This is a genomic window from Pseudomonas lundensis (assembly GCF_001042985.1).
Lineage (GTDB): Bacteria > Pseudomonadota > Gammaproteobacteria > Pseudomonadales > Pseudomonadaceae > Aquipseudomonas > Aquipseudomonas lundensis.
The window spans coordinates 61458-73805 of record NZ_JYKY01000004.1 but is presented as its reverse complement, the minus strand read 5'-3'; the positions used below and the strand labels follow the sequence as shown (position 1 = coordinate 73805).

Below are 12348 nucleotides of genomic sequence, written 5' to 3'. Positions count from 1 at the left end.
CCTTGGTAGACAAGGGCTGCAGGTGCTGTGCGAGCCTTTTTAGCACAGTCTCTACATGCAATCTATCGAACGTCCCGCCGCCTGCTGGCGCAGACGGTTTTTCCTTGACCGAGACACCACACGGCGCCACTCTGGCGCTACTTTTAATTGCCTGCTGATCGCTTTTACAGCGATTGGCTTAGCTCACTACTGTTGAGGAATTTGCCATGAGCGTTCGAGTCGGGATTGTCATGGACCCCATTGCGAGCATCTCCTACAAGAAGGACAGCTCGCTGGCCATGTTGCTGGCTGCGCAGGCGCGCGGCTGGACGCTGTTCTATATGGAACAGCAAGACCTGTACCTCAATGAAGGCAAGGCGCGGGCGCGCATGAAGCCGCTCAAGGTGTTCGCCAACCCGGAAAAATGGTTTGAGCTTGAAGCCGAAACCGACACGGCCCTGAGCGATCTCGACGTGATCCTGATGCGCAAGGACCCGCCGTTCGACATGGAATTCGTGTATTCCACCTACTTGCTCGAACAGGCCGAGCGTGACGGCGTATTGATCGTCAACAAGCCGCAGAGCCTGCGCGACTGCAACGAAAAACTGTTCGCCACGCAATTCACCCAATGCACGCCGCCGACGGTCGTCAGCCGTCGCGCCGATGTCCTGCGCGAATTTGCAGCGCTGCACGGTGATGTGATCCTCAAGCCGCTGGACGGCATGGGCGGTACGTCGATTTTCCGTCATCGCGTGGGAGACCCGAACCTGTCGGTGATCCTCGAAACCCTCACCGCCAACGGCACTCAGCAAATCATGGCGCAAGGCTACTTGCCGGGGATCAAAGACGGCGACAAGCGCATCCTGATGATCGACGGCGAGCCTGTTCCCTATTGCCTGGCGCGCATTCCGGCGCAGGGCGAAACACGCGGCAACCTGGCCGCCGGTGGTCGCGGCGAAGCCCGCCCGTTGAGTGACAAGGATCGCTGGATCGCTGAACAGGTCGGCCCGACCCTGCGTGAAAAAGGCTTGTTGTTCGTAGGACTGGACGTAATCGGTGAGCACCTGACCGAAATCAACGTCACCAGCCCGACCTGCATCCGCGAGATCGATAACGCGTTCGGCACCCACATCGGCGCACTGCTGATGGACGCCATTGAGCGCAAACTGGCCGCTCGCTGATTTCTATCCGCCAGACACAGACCAACATTGCGTTATCATGCGCAGCCTGTGAAACCCGCGATGTTGGTCTTTTGCCATGACACTTCCCAGCGACCTGCCCTCTGAACTCACGCACGGCGGCGTGCGCGCGGCTGATCGTCTGGGGTTTACGCTGTTTGTCGCGGCACTGATTCACCTGGCGGTGATCCTGGGCGTCGGGTTCAGCATGAGCGAGCCCAAACAGATCAGCAAAACCCTCGAAATCACCCTGTCCACGTTCAAGAGCGAGAAGGCACCGAAGCAGGCGGACTTTCTGGCGCAGGACAATCAGCAAGGCAGCGGCACACTGGACAAGAAAGCCGTGCCCAAAACCACAGAAGTGGCGCCGTTTCAGGCCAACGAAGTCAAAAAGGTCACGCCGCCCCCTGCCGCCCGGCCCGAACAAAAGCAGGCTGCTCCCAAAGCCGCCGTTACCACCGTGGCGCCTAAGCCCAAAAAAGCCACGCGCGAGCCGCAGAAGGTCATCACCGAGGCCGCGCCCAAGGCCAGCATTGCGTCGTTTGACAGCTCCCAACTGTCGAGCGAGATCTCCAGCCTCGAAGCCGAGCTGGCCAACGAGCAACAGTTGTATGCCAAAAGGCCCAAGATCTACCGCATGAGTGCGGCCTCGACCATGCGCGACAAAGGCGCCTGGTACAAAGAGGACTGGCGCAAAAAGATCGAGCGCATCGGCAACCTCAACTACCCCGAACAGGCACGCCGCGAAAAAATCTACGGCAAGCTGCGGCTGCTGGTCTCGATCAATCGCGACGGTTCGCTGCATGAAGTACTGGTGCTCGAGTCTTCCGGCCAGCCGTTGCTGGATCAGGCAGCGCAGCGCATCGTACGCCTGGCCGCGCCGTTCGCGCCGTTCACCGGTGACCTGGCCGACATCGACCGCCTCGAAATCATCCGCACCTGGAAATTCGCCCAGGGCGACCGGCTGTCCAGTAATTAATGCCGGGGTAAATGAGCGCTCGCGCCGCGTAGCCCATGCAGGTGTCAAGGCGCGCCATCAGCCAACTTGTCAGTTTCACTTGTCAGCGCCACACTAAGGCTCATGAAAAACCGCGCACCGACCTACCTCAAGCATCAGTTCCTGATCGCCATGCCACACATGGCTGACCCGAATTTTGCTCATTCCTTGACGTACATCGTCGAGCACACGGCCAATGGGGCGATGGGCCTGACCATCAATCGGCCGCTGGACCTCAACCTCAAAGATATTCTTGAGCAGTTGCGCCCCGAGCGCTCCGTGCCCGAACTGTGCGAGCACGTGCCGATTTATGCAGGCGGCCCGGTGATGACCGACCGCGGTTTTGTCCTGCACCCCGCCAGCATGAGTTTCGATGCCACGGTTGAGCTGCAAGACGGCTTGGCGCTGAGCACGTCACTGGATGCGCTGGGCAGCATCGCCGACGGCAATGGCCCGCGACGCAGCCTGATTTGCCTGGGCTATGCCGGGTGGGAAGCCGGTCAACTCGAAGCCGAACTGGCTGACAACGCTTGGCTCACGTGCCCGTACTCTGCCCACATTTTGTTCAACACCTCGAGCGAGCTGCGCCTTGACGCGGCCGCCAAACACCTCGGAGTTAACCTCAATTTGTTAAGCACTCAAGCAGGTCACGCCTGATGGCCCACCTACGTTTACTGCTGGGTTTTGATTACGGCACCCGCTCCATCGGCGTCGCCGTCGGCCAGATGATTACCGGGCAAGCTCGCGAGCTGTGCAATTTGAAAGCCGAGAACGGCATCCCGAAGTGGGAAGAAATCGAGAAACTGATCAAAGAATGGCAGCCCGATGCCATGGTGGTCGGCATGCCGTTGAATATGGACGGCACCCCCAGCGAGTTCTGTGCTCGCGCGCAAAAATTTGCCAATCGGTTGAATGGCCGCTTCAATCTCCCCGTTTTTACCCACGACGAACGCCTGACCACCTTTGAGGCCAAGGGCGAACGCAAGGCCCAAGGGGGCCAACGGGGCAGTTACCGCGACAACCCCGTCGATGCCATCGCCGCCAAACTGGTGCTGCAAGGCTGGCTCGACGAGCACCCGGCTGAACCTCAAGCCTGACATTGCGTTTAATTGTTTGACGCACCTCATTGTTTGCGCCCGTCGCAGCACGCATCCTGCGCGGGCCTTTTAAGGAGCCACCATGATCCTGCCTGTTCCCGCTGAACTGATCTCTCAGATGGCGCTTGATCTCAAGGCCCATCTGGCCCGCCGTCACATCACCGAGCCCCGTTTCATCGGCATCCGCACGGGCGGCATCTGGGTGGCCCAGGCGCTGTTGCGGGCCATGGACAGCGACGCGCCGCTGGGCACGCTGGACGTCTCGTTCTACCGCGACGACTTCAGCCAGAACGGGCTGCACCCGCAAGTGCGGCCGTCCGACCTGCCGTTCGAGATCGAAGGCCAGCACCTGGTACTGATCGACGACGTTCTGATGAGCGGCCGCACCATCCGCGCGGCACTCAACGAATTGTTCGACTATGGTCGTCCGGCCAGCGTGACCCTGGTCAGCCTGCTCGACCTGGACGCCGCCGAGCTGCCGATCCGGCCGAATGTGGTGGGCGCGACCTTGTCGCTCAAACCGACCGAGCGGGTAAAATTGTCCGGCCCCGCGCCACTGACACTCGAACTCCAAGACCTATCTCAAGAACCCGCCCTTTAAGAGACCACTGCGATGACGCCTACAGACGCCAAGCGCCCGCTGCAGCTCAATGATCAGGGCCAGCTGCGCCACTTTCTGTCGCTCGACGGCTTGTCCCGTGAGCTGCTGACAGAGATCCTCGACACCGCCGACTCGTTCCTTGAAGTCGGCGCCCGTGCGGTGAAAAAAGTCCCGTTGCTGCGCGGCAAGACCGTGTGCAACGTGTTCTTCGAAAACTCCACCCGCACCCGCACCACCTTTGAAATGGCCGCCCAGCGCCTGTCTGCCGACGTGATCACACTCAATGTGTCCACGTCCTCGGCGAGCAAGGGTGAAACCCTGCTCGATACCCTGCGCAACCTCGAAGCCATGGCCGCTGACATGTTCGTGGTGCGCCACGGCGATTCGGGCGCTGCACATTTCATCGCCGAGCACGTGTGCCCGCAGGTCGCGATCATCAACGGCGGCGACGGCCGTCACGCTCACCCGACCCAGGGCATGCTCGACATGCTGACCATTCGCCGCCACAAAGGCGGATTTGAAAACCTGTCGGTGGCCATCGTCGGCGACATCCTGCACTCGCGGGTCGCACGCTCGAACATGATCGCGCTCAAAACACTGGGCTGTAAGGACATTCGCGTCATTGCCCCAAAAACCCTGCTACCTGTGGGCATCGAGCAATACGGGGTCAAGGTGTACACCGACATGGCCGAGGGCCTGAAGGACGTCGACGTGGTCATCATGTTGCGCCTGCAGCGTGAGCGCATGTCCGGCGGCCTGCTGCCAAGCGAAGGCGAGTTCTACCGCCTGTTCGGCCTGACCACTGCCCGCCTGGCGGGCGCCAAACCCGACTGCATCGTCATGCACCCCGGCCCGATCAACCGTGGCGTGGAAATTGAATCCGCCGTGGCCGATGGCCCGCACTCGGTGATTCTCAATCAGGTGACGTACGGCATCGCCGTGCGCATGGCGGTGTTGTCCATGACCATGAGCGGGCAAACGGCCCAGCGCCAATTCGAACAGGAGAACGCCCAGTGAAGCTCAGCATTCTCGGCGCCCGTGTAATAGACCCTGCCAGCCAGTTTGACCAGGTCACCGACCTGCACCTGGAAGCCGGAAAAATCGTCGCCATGGGCGCGGCCCCGGCGGGTTTCTCGCCCGCCCGCACGCTTGACGCCAAGGGCCTTGTGGCCGCACCGGGGCTGGTGGACTTGAACGTTGCCCTGCGCGAGCCCGGTTACAGCCGCAAAGGCACAATTGCCAGCGAAACCCGCGCCGCCGCAGCCGGTGGCGTGACCAGCCTGTGCTGCCCGCCGCATACCAAACCGGTGCTCGACACCTCGGCCGTGGCCGAACTGATCCTCGACCGCGCCCGCGAAGCCGGCAACTGCAAAGTGTTCCCCATCGGGGCACTGAGCAAAGGGCTCGAAGGCGAACAACTGGCCGAACTGATCGCCCTGCGCGATGCCGGTTGCGTGGCCTTCGGCAACGGCCTGAGCAGTTTCAGCAACACGCGCACTTTGTGCCGCGCGCTGGAATACGCGGCCACGTTTGACCTGACGGTGATTTTCCACTCTCAGGACCGTGACCTGGCTGAAGGCGGCCTGGCCCACGATGGCCCGATGGCGGCCTTCCGTGGCTTGCCCGGCATCCCTGAAACCGCCGAAACCGTGGCGCTGGCCCGCGACCTGTTGCTGGTCGAGCAAAGCGGCGTGCGCGCGCACTTCAGCCAACTGACCAGCGCCCGGGGCGTCGCGCTGATAGCGCAAGCTCAGGCTCGCGGCCTTAAGGTCACCGCCGATGTGGCGCTCTATCAGTTGATCCTGACCGACGAAGCGCTGGTGGACTTCTCCAGCGTCTACCACGTGCAACCGCCGCTGCGCACCCGCGCCGACCGTGACGGGCTGCGTGAAGCCGTCAAATCCGGCGTGGTGCAGGCCATCTCCAGCCATCACCAACCCCATGAGCGGGACGCCAAACTGGCCCCGTTCGGCGCCACCGAGCCGGGCATGAGCAGCGTAGAGCTGTTGTTGCCGTTGGCGATGACGCTGGTCGAAGACGGTTTGCTGGACTTGCCGACGTTGCTGGCGCGCTTGAGCACCGGCCCGGCAGATGCCTTGAGCTTGCCAGCGGGGCGTTTGAGTGTGGGTTCGGCGGCCGATCTGGTGCTGTTCGATCCGGGCGCTTCCACCGTGGCCGGTGAGAAATGGCACTCCAAAGGCGACAACTGCCCATTCCTGGGCCATTGCCTGCCAGGCGCCGTGCGCTACACGCTGGTGGACGGTCGAATCAGCTACGAAAGCTAAGGCGTCGCCCTACACCCTCACCCCACCCCCTGCCTGCCTGCGGTAGAGGCTCGGGGTGAGGTTTTTTTTAGCGCTTAACGGCGCTCGGCATTCTTGATCGAGATCTGGGTATTCAAGGTCCAGAAGTCGTACAAGACACCGATCAGGAACAAACCGCCCGTGAACAGGTAGATGATCCCGGTGATCCATTTGCCCATGTACATGCGGTGCAGACCGAACACGCCCAAAAATGTCAGCAGAATCCACGCCACGCTGTAATCGGTATTACCCGATGTAAAGCGCAAGTCCGCTTCGCGGTCCATGCTCGGGATCAGGAACAAGTCGATCAGCCAGCCAATGCCCAACAAGCCCAGGGTGAAGAACCAGATGGTTCCGGTGACCGGCTTGCCGTAATAGAAACGATGAGCCCCCAGAAAGCCAAAAATCCACAGCAGATAACCCAGTACCTTGCTGTGGGTATCGTGTCGTACATCGTCTCGATAGCCGCTCATTAATGCCCCCTTGGGAGTCGATAGAAAAAAATTTACACTTTTTTTGTGACTTTTTTACTGTCTCGCAACACGTAATAGTCTGTTGCAGGTTTTCGCGCAAACCCTTATGCCATCAGGCCTGCATCGCCACACTGTGACAATTTGCCACCACCTTGAGGGTTTTTGCCCCCCCGGTCCAATCGACAAACGGCCTTAGAAAGGACAAAAAAGCTGTTATAAAGTTGCGCGCTTAACCACTTAGAGCCCTGCCGAATGCGTCCTTTATTCAAGACATGGCTAACCATTTGCCTATTACTGCCTCTGGCCGCCCACGCCACCAACCGTGAGCAACGTCTTCCTTCGGGTTTCACCGGATACACCGCAAAGTCATCTGCGAGTGCACCGTTTGTAGCCTCTAACAGCAAAACCGTCTCACGTGCGACCTCCAGTAAAGTTCATCGCAAAGCTCCCGGCAAAATGGCGACCGCTTCTCTGGTCGCCGCCAACAAGCAAAGCAGCACCGTGCTGAGCCGTGCGGTCAACGTGCTGGGCACCCCTTATCGTTGGGGCGGCAGCAGCCCAAGTAAAGGCTTTGATTGCAGCGGGCTGGTCAAATACGCGTTCAACGATGTGGCGGCGGTCAATCTGCCCCGCAGCTCCAGCGCCATGGCCAGCGGCCACGGCCAGAAAGTCGATCGCAAAGACTTGAAGCCCGGCGACCTGCTGTTTTTCAACATCAAGAGCCGCAAGGTCAACCACGTGGCCATTTACCTGGGCAACGACCGGTTTATTCACGCGCCACGCCGCGGCAAGTCGGTGACCATCGACACCCTGAAAAAGCCGTACTGGCAAAGCCACTATGTAGTCGCCAAGCGCGTATTGCCCAAAGAGCAAACCAACCTGCGGGTTGCGCAGCGCTAACTGACATCGTTGAAGGGCAGCGCAAGGCTGCTCTTCGGCGGTTACAGGTCGATGATTCCCCTCTCCTGCAAGCGTTTCACACTCATGTCCAATGTCTGCATGCCGACCGCTGCGCCGGTCTGGATGACAGACGCCATCTGCGCCACTTTGTTTTCCCGTATCAGGTTCCGGATCGCAGGCGTACCGAGCATGATTTCGTGTGCCGCAACCCGTCCGCCGCCCTTTTTCTTGAGCAACGTCTGAGACACCACTGCCTGCAGTGATTCGGACAGCATCGCCCGCACCATGGCTTTCTCTTCGGCCGCAAACACATCGACGATGCGGTCAATGGTCTTGGCCGCACTGGGCGTGTGCAGCGTGGCAAACACCAGGTGCCCGGTTTCTGCGGCGGTCAGGGCCAACCGGATACTGTCGAGGTCGCGCATTTCACCGAGCACAATCACGTCCGGGTCTTCACGCAACGCTGAGCGCAATGCGTTGGCGAAACCGTGGGTGTCGCGGTGGACTTCGCGCTGATTGATCAGGCAGCGTCGCGAGGTGTGAACGAATTCAATCGGGTCTTCAATGGTCAGAATGTGTTGCTGACGCGTGCTGTTGAGGTGATCGATGAGGGCGGCCAGCGTGGTGGTTTTGCCTGAACCCGTGGCGCCGGTGATCAGGATCAGACCATGAGGCACGTTAAAGAGCGGGCTCAGCACTTGCTCCAAACCCAGTGATGCCAGGCTCGGCACCGTTGCGCCAATACGGCGCAACACCGCTGCGGGGCCATGCTGTTGCCTGAAGGCATTCACCCGAAACCGCCCCAGCTCCGGCACGGTGTACGAAAAATCAGCTTCGAGGGTTGTTTCAAACGCCTCGCGCTGCGACGCGGTCATCATGCTGTGGATAAGTTCGAGTACACACTGCGCACTTACGCTCGGCAGCTCGCACCGCTGCAGGTCGCCATCAATGCGCAGCAGCGGCTCCACGCCCGCAGACAGGTGCATGTCCGATGCGCCGCGCGCCACGCATACAGCCAACAGGTCGGCGATATCCATCCCCCCCTCCGAATTCCAGTAGAATGCCGCAGACTTTCACCACGGCGGGCTTAATTGAATGTCCACGATAGCTGACAACATTGCTCAGGTTGAGGCGCGCATCCGTGCAGCCGCACTGGCTGTGCAACGCGATGTAACGAGCGTTCACTTACTGGCGGTCAGCAAGACCAAACCCGCCGCTGCGCTGCGTGACGCCTATGCCGCCGGGCTGCGCGACTTTGGCGAAAATTATCTGCAGGAAGCTCGCGCCAAACAGGTCGAATTAGCTGACCTGCCCTTGTGTTGGCACTTCATCGGCCCCATTCAATCGAACAAGACGCGTGACATCGCTGAGCATTTTGCGTGGGTGCATTCCGTAGACCGCCTCAAAATTGCCCAACGTCTGTCAGAGCAGCGGCCAGATGGGCTGCCCCCATTGAACATTTGCATTCAGGTGAACGTCAGCGGCGAAGCCAGCAAGTCCGGGTGTGCCCCGGCTGACCTGCCCGCGCTGGCACACGCCATCAGCGCTTTGCCACGCTTGACACTGCGCGGGTTGATGGCGATTCCCGAGCCCACCGACGAGCGCGCCGAACAGGACGCCGCGTTTGCGAAGGTCCGTGAATTGCAAGAGGGCCTGAACATGGGCCTCGACACACTTTCCATGGGCATGAGCCATGACCTTGAGTCGGCCATTGCCCAAGGCGCCACGTGGGTGCGGATCGGTACTGCACTGTTTGGCGCTCGCGACTACAGTCAGGCCTGAAAAGGCTTGCCTCACACTTATAAGGATCGGTCATGAGCAAGACGCGTATTGCCTTTATCGGAGCCGGCAACATGGCTTCCAGCTTGATCGGCGGCCTGCTGGCCAAAGGGTTCAACGCTGCACAGATCCGCGCCAGCGATCCTGGCGCCGACACCCGCGCCAAGGTAGCGGCCGAACACGGTATCGACGTGTTCGCTGAAAACGAAAAAGCGGTGCAGGACGCTGACGTCATTGTCATTGCAGTCAAGCCACAGGCGATGAAGGCTGTGTGCCAGGACCTGCGTCCGCACCTTCAACCCAAACAACTGGTGGTGTCGATTGCTGCCGGTATCAACGCCTCCAGTTTGCTGGAATGGTTGGGCACTCAGCCGCTGGTGCGCTGCATGCCCAACACGCCGGCCCTGCTGGGCAAAGGGGTCAGCGGTCTGTTCGCCACTCAGCAAGTCACCCAAGCACAACGCGCGCTGGCCGATGAGCTGCTGAGCGCTGTGGGCGTTGTGGTCTGGGTCGAGCAAGAAGCTCAGATTGATGCCGTGACGGCGGTATCGGGCAGTGGCCCGGCGTATTTCTTCCTGCTGATCGAAGCCATGACCAACGCGGGCGTGAAGTTGGGCCTGAGCCATGACGTCGCGGAAAAACTGGCCGAGCACACAGCACTGGGCGCCGCCTGCATGGCCGTGGACAGCGATGCCGACGCGGCCGAATTGCGTCGTCGCGTGACCTCGCCCGCCGGCACCACCGAAGCTGCAATCAAGTCATTCCAGGCCAGTGGTTTTGAAGCCACGGTCGAAAAAGCATTGAGTGCCGCCGCGCACCGCTCGGCCGAATTGGCCGAACAACTGGGTCAATAAAGGAGCAAATGATGTCAGGACTTAATGGCGCTGCCATTTTTGTGGTTCAAACCCTGGGCAGCCTGTATTTGCTGGTCGTGCTGTTGCGTTTCATCCTGCAACTGGTACGCGCCAACTTCTACAACCCGATCTGCCAGTTCATCGTCAAGGCCACGCAAACCCTGCTCAAACCCATGCGCCGCGTGATTCCCAGCATTTTCGGCCTGGACATGTCGTCGCTGGTACTGGCGATTCTGGTGCAAATGGTGGTGTTCGCCATCGTGCTGACCTTGAGCTATATCCCGTTCAACATCCTCGGGCTGCTGCTGTGGTCGATCATCGGCGTGACGGCACTGTTCCTGAAAGTGTTCTTCTTCGCCATGATCATCAGCGTGATTCTGTCGTGGGTGGCACCGGGCAGCACCAGCCCTGGCGCTGAGCTGGTCAACCAGATCACCGAGCCGGCACTGGCTCCGTTCCGTCGCTTTCTGCCGAACCTGGGCGGCCTGGACATCTCGCCGATCCTCGCGTTCATGATCATCCAACTGATCCAGAGCTACGTGATTCCGCCACTGGCCATGTATGTCCGTATGCCACCTGAGCTGTTCGGCCTGATCTGATGAGTTATTTCCGCTGGGACGGTGACGACCTGATTCTCGACTGTCATTTGCAACCCAAGGCCAGCAGCGATGAGTTCGCTGGCCTGCACGGTGACCGCCTGAAAATCCGGCTCACCGCCCCACCGGTCGAAGGCAAGGCCAACGCCCATTTGATGGCTTTTCTGGCCAAGGCGTTTGGCATCGCCAAAAGTCAGGTCAGCCTGATCAGTGGCGAACTCAACCGGCAAAAACGGGTACGCCTGCACAGCCCAAAAAAACTGCCGGTGCTGCCCGGGTTGACCCGTCCCGACCTCTAGGGTCTGTTCCCGTTTGCGCGGGCTGCGACAGGCTGTACGACGGCCTTCAAGGCAGCCTTCAAACGCGACCAAAGGGTTTTGCACCATTGCTTGCCGCTCGCTGCCCCGCTCATTAGACTTACGCCTCATTTAAATGAGAGCAGGGTCGATGCCAGCTGCCTTTCCCCCCGATTCCGTTGGTTTGGTTGTGCCTCACGTTGCACATTTCAGCGAACCGCTGGCACTTGCGTGCGGCCGCTCACTGCCAGCCTATGACCTGATTTACGAAACCTACGGCCAGCTCAATGCGTCGGCCAGTAATGCCGTGCTGATTTGCCACGCGCTGTCAGGTCATCATCACGCCGCCGGGTATCACAGCGTCGACGACCGCAAGCCCGGCTGGTGGGACAGCTGTATCGGCCCCGGCAAGCCCATCGACACCCGCAAATTCTTCGTGGTCAGCCTCAACAACCTCGGCGGTTGCAACGGTTCGACCGGCCCGAGCAGCATCGACCCCGACACCGGCCGCCCGTTTGGCGCGTCGTTCCCGGTGCTGACCGTTGAAGACTGGGTGCACAGCCAGGCGCGTTTGTCTGACCGCCTGGGCATCTCACAGTGGGCCGCCGTGATCGGTGGCAGCCTTGGCGGGATGCAGGCGCTGCAATGGAGCATCAGCTACCCCGACCGTCTGCGCCATTGTCTGGCCATCGCCTCGGCGCCGAAGCTCTCGGCGCAAAACATCGCGTTCAACGAAGTCGCGCGCCAGGCCATCCTCACCGACCCCGAGTTCCATGGCGGGTCGTTTCAGGAAAAGGGCGTCATCCCCAAACGCGGTCTGATGCTGGCACGAATGGTCGGCCACATCACGTACCTGTCGGATGACTCGATGGGCGAAAAATTCGGCCGCGGGCTGAAGAACGAAAACCTTAACTACGACTTCCACAGCGTCGAGTTTCAGGTTGAGAGCTATTTGCGCTATCAGGGCGAAGAGTTCTCCGGGCGTTTCGATGCCAACACCTATTTGCTGATGACCAAGGCGCTGGACTACTTCGACCCGGCGGCGAACTTCGATGACGACCTGGCCAAGACTTTTGCCGGCGCCAAGGCACGCTTTTGCGTGATGTCGTTCACCACCGACTGGCGCTTCTCGCCCGCCCGCTCGCGGGAGCTGGTGGACGCGTTGATGGCCGCCAAAAAAGACGTGTGCTACCTGGAGATCGACGCGCCGCAGGGCCATGACGCCTTCCTGATTCCGATCCCGCGCTACCTGCAAGCCTTCAGCAACTACATGAACCGAATTGAACTGTGAGAAC

15 protein-coding genes are annotated in these 12348 nt (G+C 60.4%); 13 read left to right on the top strand and 2 right to left on the bottom strand.

The window, feature by feature from the left end; genetic code table 11:
* Positions 1–206: 206 nt before the first annotated feature.
* From gshB to TU74_RS04635, 7 genes are all read left to right on the top strand, one after another.
* Entirely contained in the window at positions 207–1160 is a 954-nt protein-coding gene (gene gshB / locus TU74_RS04665) for a glutathione synthase (RefSeq protein ID WP_047296090.1), read from the top strand.
* Positions 1161–1236: 76 nt separating this feature from the next.
* Complete coding sequence (locus tag TU74_RS04660; RefSeq protein ID WP_047296092.1) at positions 1237–2136, top strand: energy transducer TonB; 900 nt, start codon at positions 1237–1239, stop codon at positions 2134–2136.
* Between the two features lie 102 nt (positions 2137–2238).
* The gene (locus tag TU74_RS04655) at positions 2239–2811 is read left to right on the top strand and encodes a YqgE/AlgH family protein (protein WP_047296094.1); all 573 of its coding nucleotides are present in this window, start codon (positions 2239–2241) and stop codon (positions 2809–2811) included.
* Entirely contained in the window at positions 2811–3251 is a 441-nt protein-coding gene (ruvX, locus tag TU74_RS04650) for a Holliday junction resolvase RuvX (protein ID WP_047278341.1), read from the top strand. Before TU74_RS04655 ends, ruvX begins: the two co-directional genes overlap by 1 nt.
* Before the next feature lie 82 nt (positions 3252–3333).
* Positions 3334–3852, top strand: coding sequence for a bifunctional pyr operon transcriptional regulator/uracil phosphoribosyltransferase PyrR (gene pyrR, locus TU74_RS04645; protein ID WP_047278343.1), 519 nt, complete (start codon positions 3334–3336; stop codon positions 3850–3852).
* Between the two features lie 12 nt (positions 3853–3864).
* Positions 3865–4869, top strand: a complete 1005-nt coding sequence (locus TU74_RS04640) for an aspartate carbamoyltransferase catalytic subunit (RefSeq protein ID WP_048375335.1) — start codon at positions 3865–3867, stop codon at positions 4867–4869.
* Entirely contained in the window at positions 4866–6137 is a 1272-nt protein-coding gene (locus TU74_RS04635; RefSeq protein ID WP_048375333.1) for a dihydroorotase, read from the top strand. The genes TU74_RS04640 and TU74_RS04635 overlap by 4 nt, the downstream gene beginning before the upstream one ends.
* A 74-nt stretch (positions 6138–6211) precedes the next feature.
* On the opposite strand, the gene TU74_RS04630 is transcribed toward TU74_RS04635, so the two are convergent.
* Positions 6212–6628, bottom strand: coding sequence for an NINE protein (locus TU74_RS04630; RefSeq protein ID WP_048375331.1), 417 nt, complete (start codon positions 6626–6628; stop codon positions 6212–6214).
* A gap of 252 nt (positions 6629–6880) precedes the next feature.
* Between TU74_RS04630 and TU74_RS04625 the strand changes: the two genes are divergently transcribed.
* Positions 6881–7528: a C40 family peptidase gene (locus tag TU74_RS04625; protein ID WP_047278357.1), complete on the top strand. Its 648-nt coding sequence runs from the start codon at positions 6881–6883 to the stop codon at positions 7526–7528.
* Between the two features lie 41 nt (positions 7529–7569).
* On the opposite strand, the gene TU74_RS04620 is transcribed toward TU74_RS04625, so the two are convergent.
* Positions 7570–8565 (bottom strand): type IV pilus twitching motility protein PilT, encoded by a 996-nt coding sequence (locus tag TU74_RS04620; RefSeq protein ID WP_047296099.1) that lies wholly within the window; start codon positions 8563–8565, stop codon positions 7570–7572.
* Between the two features lie 58 nt (positions 8566–8623).
* Here TU74_RS04620 and TU74_RS04615 point away from each other — a divergent pair, with 58 nt between their 5' ends.
* From TU74_RS04615 to metX, 5 genes are all read left to right on the top strand, one after another.
* A complete protein-coding gene (locus TU74_RS04615; protein WP_047283237.1) occupies positions 8624–9310 on the top strand; it encodes a YggS family pyridoxal phosphate-dependent enzyme in 687 nt (228 codons plus the stop codon).
* Positions 9311–9342: 32 nt separating this feature from the next.
* Positions 9343–10161 (top strand): pyrroline-5-carboxylate reductase, encoded by an 819-nt coding sequence (gene proC, locus TU74_RS04610; protein ID WP_047296101.1) that lies wholly within the window; start codon positions 9343–9345, stop codon positions 10159–10161.
* A gap of 11 nt (positions 10162–10172) precedes the next feature.
* A complete protein-coding gene (locus TU74_RS04605) occupies positions 10173–10760 on the top strand; it encodes a YggT family protein (protein ID WP_047296102.1) in 588 nt (195 codons plus the stop codon).
* Positions 10760–11056, top strand: coding sequence for a DUF167 domain-containing protein (locus TU74_RS04600; RefSeq protein ID WP_047278368.1), 297 nt, complete (start codon positions 10760–10762; stop codon positions 11054–11056). The genes TU74_RS04605 and TU74_RS04600 overlap by 1 nt, the downstream gene beginning before the upstream one ends.
* 148 nt (positions 11057–11204) lie before the next feature.
* Positions 11205–12344, top strand: a complete 1140-nt coding sequence (gene metX, locus TU74_RS04595; RefSeq protein ID WP_047278370.1) for a homoserine O-succinyltransferase MetX — start codon at positions 11205–11207, stop codon at positions 12342–12344.
* Positions 12345–12348 lie beyond the last annotated feature (4 nt).

Excerpts from the sequence above, each read along its gene's own strand:
- TU74_RS04625 (WP_047278357.1), top strand. The coding sequence starts at position 6,881 with ATGCGTCCTTTATTCAAGACATGGCTAACCATTTGCCTATTACTGCCT.
- TU74_RS04660 (WP_047296092.1), top strand. The coding sequence starts at position 1,237 with ATGACACTTCCCAGCGACCTGCCCTCTGAACTCACGCACGGCGGCGTG.
- TU74_RS04640 (WP_048375335.1), top strand. The coding sequence starts at position 3,865 with ATGACGCCTACAGACGCCAAGCGCCCGCTGCAGCTCAATGATCAGGGC.
- TU74_RS04615 (WP_047283237.1), top strand. The coding sequence starts at position 8,624 with ATGTCCACGATAGCTGACAACATTGCTCAGGTTGAGGCGCGCATCCGT.
- proC (WP_047296101.1), top strand. The coding sequence starts at position 9,343 with ATGAGCAAGACGCGTATTGCCTTTATCGGAGCCGGCAACATGGCTTCC.
- pyrR (WP_047278343.1), top strand. The coding sequence starts at position 3,334 with ATGATCCTGCCTGTTCCCGCTGAACTGATCTCTCAGATGGCGCTTGAT.
- TU74_RS04600 (WP_047278368.1), top strand. The coding sequence starts at position 10,760 with ATGAGTTATTTCCGCTGGGACGGTGACGACCTGATTCTCGACTGTCAT.
- TU74_RS04630 (WP_048375331.1), bottom strand. The coding sequence starts at position 6,628 with ATGAGCGGCTATCGAGACGATGTACGACACGATACCCACAGCAAGGTA.
- TU74_RS04655 (WP_047296094.1), top strand. The coding sequence starts at position 2,239 with ATGAAAAACCGCGCACCGACCTACCTCAAGCATCAGTTCCTGATCGCC.
- TU74_RS04620 (WP_047296099.1), bottom strand. The coding sequence starts at position 8,565 with ATGGATATCGCCGACCTGTTGGCTGTATGCGTGGCGCGCGGCGCATCG.
- ruvX (WP_047278341.1), top strand. The coding sequence starts at position 2,811 with ATGGCCCACCTACGTTTACTGCTGGGTTTTGATTACGGCACCCGCTCC.
- metX (WP_047278370.1), top strand. The coding sequence starts at position 11,205 with ATGCCAGCTGCCTTTCCCCCCGATTCCGTTGGTTTGGTTGTGCCTCAC.
- TU74_RS04605 (WP_047296102.1), top strand. The coding sequence starts at position 10,173 with ATGTCAGGACTTAATGGCGCTGCCATTTTTGTGGTTCAAACCCTGGGC.
- gshB (WP_047296090.1), top strand. The coding sequence starts at position 207 with ATGAGCGTTCGAGTCGGGATTGTCATGGACCCCATTGCGAGCATCTCC.